3 protein-coding genes are annotated in these 3332 nt (G+C 58.1%); all 3 read right to left on the bottom strand.

The genetic code is table 11. From position 1 onward, the window contains the following. Nucleotides 1–114 precede the first annotated feature (114 nt). The 3 genes from VZ95_RS14025 to VZ95_RS24230 all read right to left on the bottom strand — a co-directional run bounded on the left by VZ95_RS14025 (nucleotide 115) and on the right by VZ95_RS24230 (nucleotide 3228). Nucleotides 115–1293, bottom strand: a complete 1179-nt coding sequence (locus tag VZ95_RS14025) for a tyrosine-type recombinase/integrase (RefSeq protein WP_156995304.1) — start codon at nucleotides 1291–1293, stop codon at nucleotides 115–117. Between the two features lie 244 nt (nucleotides 1294–1537). Next, nucleotides 1538–3031, bottom strand: coding sequence for a methyl-accepting chemotaxis protein (locus VZ95_RS14020; protein ID WP_052711772.1), 1494 nt, complete (start codon nucleotides 3029–3031; stop codon nucleotides 1538–1540). A 38-nt stretch (nucleotides 3032–3069) separates the two neighbouring features. Beyond that, a complete protein-coding gene (locus VZ95_RS24230) occupies nucleotides 3070–3228 on the bottom strand; it encodes a hypothetical protein (RefSeq protein ID WP_156995303.1) in 159 nt (52 codons plus the stop codon). Nucleotides 3229–3332 lie beyond the last annotated feature (104 nt).

Raw genomic sequence — 3332 nt, 5'->3', positions numbered from 1 at the left:
TATTGACACAATAACTAAAACCTTTAGTTGACATTAGACAAAACTCCCGAAAATCAGGTGCGTAAAATTCACTCACCCGTTAGATCTACGCAATAGGTCTGTTCTCAACTACTCTTAACTCATGAACTCTGACCATTCAACCATTAGTGCCAAGCGACGTTCCAAATGATCCGTCCGAAGATACGCCGCAACCGTCTTATCTTTCAGCGCATGGGCGAGTGCAGCCTCCACAACGTCATGGGGCGTATCCGTGGTTTCCGCAGCCCAATCGCGGAAGCTCGACCGGCAACCGTGTGCCGTAACCGGCCGGGGCCATTCAAGCCGCCGCAGCAATTGCGTGAATGCCATATCTGCGAGTTCTCCACCCTTCTTGGGCGACGGAAAAATAAACTCACTCTTCGCTAGAGTGTGTGCCCGAGTAAGAACGGCCTGCGCCGCAGGCGACAAGGGCACTCGGTGTTGCCGCGCGGCTTTCATCCTTTCGGCCGGAATAACCCAGACCGGCCCGACGCCCTCTATTTCGGTAATCTCCTCCCAGCGCGCCCCCCGAACCTCGCCCGAACGGGCTGCCGTTAGAATCAGAAACTCCAAGGCAAGGCGGGTGATCTCGGTTGCCGTACACGCCCGAATTGCTTTCAAAAGGCTCGGCATTTCGGCGTGAGGCAATGCCGCAAAATGCCCGCGCTCACCGCGCTGGGGTGGCAGGCCCTTCGCCACGGCTTCAAGCGGGCTTGCGTCGGCCCGCCAGCCTTTCGAGATGCTAAAATCGAGTACCATACCCAGGCGCTGTTTCACCCGGCGGGCCGTTTCGGGGGTTTGCGTCCAGATCGGCAATAACGCCGCCCGCAAATCGCCCGCCCCCACATCCGCCACCTTCATCGACCCGATCACGGGGAAGGCGTGCAGTTCCAGCGATCCCAACCATTGATCGGCATGCTTGCCGTTCTTCCAGGAAGGCCGACGCTCGGCATACAGAGCCCTGGCTGCCTCCTCGAAACTTGGCATCGCCCGCATCGCCACGCGCTCGGTCAACGGGTTTTGCCCGGCGGCAATCTGATCTCGAAGCGCTTGCGCCGCTGTTCGAGCGGCCGCGAGGGAAACCTCGGGGTAGCTGCCTAGCCCCAGGTCATGCCGACGCCCCTGAATTGAAATTCGCAGCAACCATTTGCCGTAGGCTCGGCCCACTTCTCGGCGATTGATCTTGATCATCAAGCCGCCGCCATCATAGTAGGTGCCGACGCTACAACTGCGTAGCCCGGCGTCCTTCAGCTTATTCAGAACGTGCCGCCCCACAATTCAGCCCCACATTTTTGCCGCGATGATTGCAGACTCTATGGGACGATATGAGACCTATAATCCAATAAAATCAAGAGGCATAGATACTTATGATTGTCCCATAATATCCCATACAATCCCCTTTATACGGACATCCCTTCCGCCAACTTCTTCTTTATTCTTCTAATAATATAAAAAAATGGGGCGCAAATGATGCGCCCCATAGTTTCATACGCCCTCTTCAAGGCGATGATTGGACGGTCTAAGCCGCCGCCTTCACTTCCATCACATAGGTTCCGACCGACTGTTCGATATGGTCGGAGGCTTCCTTCAGCTCGCCAGCGGAATTCAGCATCTGCTCGGCAGCCGCGCCGGTTTCAAGCGCGGCATTAGCCATAGTACCGATGGTGTTGGTCATCAGTTCCGAGCCGCGCGCCGCTTCTTGGACGTTGCGGGCGATTTCGGCGGTGGCCGTGCCCTGCTCTTCGACCGCCGAGGCAATCGCGCCCGCGATGTTGGAGACCTCGGCGATGATCTCACCGATCCCCTGAATGGCCTGGGCGGCATCACGCGAGGCGTCGCGGATTTGCGTGACCTGTTGGGCGATATCGTCGGTTGCCTTGGCGGTTTGGGTGGCGAGGGCTTTGACTTCGGACGCGACAATGGCAAAGCCTTTACCGGCTTCTCCCGCCCGCGCGGCTTCGATAGTGGCGTTCAGGGCCAAAAGATTGGTCTGGCTGGCGATCTGATTGATGATGACGACGACATCGCCGATGTGCTGGGCCGAACTCACTAGATTTTGCACAATGGTATCGGTGCGTTCGGTCTCATGGACCGCCCGTTCCGCCGTAAGCGCCGATTGCGCCACCTGGCGGCTGATTTCGGCAATCGAGGCCGAGAGTTCTTCAGCAGCAGTCGCCACGGTTTGAACATTGGCCGAGGCCTGCCGCGCCGTCGTTGCCACGGTTTGCGACTGTTCGGCGGTGTGATCGGCATAGTCGCGCATGGTGTGGGCGATGCCGTTCGCCCGCTCGGAGGCTTTGCCGAGGTCGGTCAGGATCGTATCGATGCTGGTGGTGAAATGCTGGGTCGCCCGGTCGGTCGTCTGCCGCCGCCGTTCTTGCGCCAAGGCGGCTTCGAGTTGCTCGCGCGCCAACTGCTGCGATTTCAGCAGGCCGAGGCGGAAACCTTCCACCGAGCGCAGCATCGCGCCGATTTCATCGCGGCGACCGCCATCGGCAATAGGGTCTTCCAGATTGCCCTCGCCCATCGTGCCCATCCGCGCCGTCAAGGCCTTCAGCGGCGAAATGACTTGGCGGCGAACCATGAAGAGGCCGAGCGAAAATCCGATGACGACGGCGACAATGACGAGGCTAATGAACAAGATAACGCGCGTGTCGAAATAATCGCTCATAATCGCGCGGGATTGATTGGCGTCGGCTTCGGCTTTGCGCGTGAGCTTTTCTATTTCGGCATTCAGCGCCTGCCGATTGGCCCGATTGGCGTCATTGTCGCCAAAGGCCCGCGCTTCCGGCAGGCCGGTATTGCGGGCAATCGAGACCAGTTCGCGCCGGAATTTGGCGAATTCGCCGGTATGGGCCGAAACCTTATCGAAACCGGGCTGATCTTGCGGGTCGGTCGCCGCGCGCCACTGGCCGACGATTGTTTCCAGCGCCGCGATATTGGCCAGCAAAGGGGTGGCGAAGCGCTCCATCTGCGCCTTATCCGGCGCCATATAGATGCCCCGGCTATCCATGACGATCGCCGTTATCAGGCGATTGGCCGTCTCGGCCTTCAGCGCGACATAATCCGACCGCCGGCGTCCAAAGCCAAACGTTCGCCGGTGCGCACCGATTGAATGCCGAAGAGGCCAATACAGACCGTAACAACGCTCATCACAGTTAAAACGATGATCTGCTTGCCGGTTAAGGTCAAATTGCGAATAATTCTCATTTTCCGTACTCCGCCCACATACTCCGACTCTCTATAATCCATTTATCTTAAGAATGGCTTACATATGCATGGGAATGTTTTTGAGCAAAACTGATGTTCTTCGC

Origin of the sequence: Elstera litoralis (genome assembly GCF_000963705.1) — a bacterium.
In the GTDB taxonomy this organism is placed as follows: domain Bacteria; phylum Pseudomonadota; class Alphaproteobacteria; order Elsterales; family Elsteraceae; genus Elstera; species Elstera litoralis.
This window is presented reverse-complemented; position numbering and strand designations above follow the sequence as displayed.

Bases quoted from the DNA above. Each gene is read 5' to 3' on its own strand.
- VZ95_RS14020 (WP_052711772.1), bottom strand. From the start codon at position 3,031: ATGGATAGCCGGGGCATCTATATGGCGCCGGATAAGGCGCAGATGGAG.
- VZ95_RS24230 (WP_156995303.1), bottom strand. From the start codon at position 3,228: ATGAGAATTATTCGCAATTTGACCTTAACCGGCAAGCAGATCATCGTT.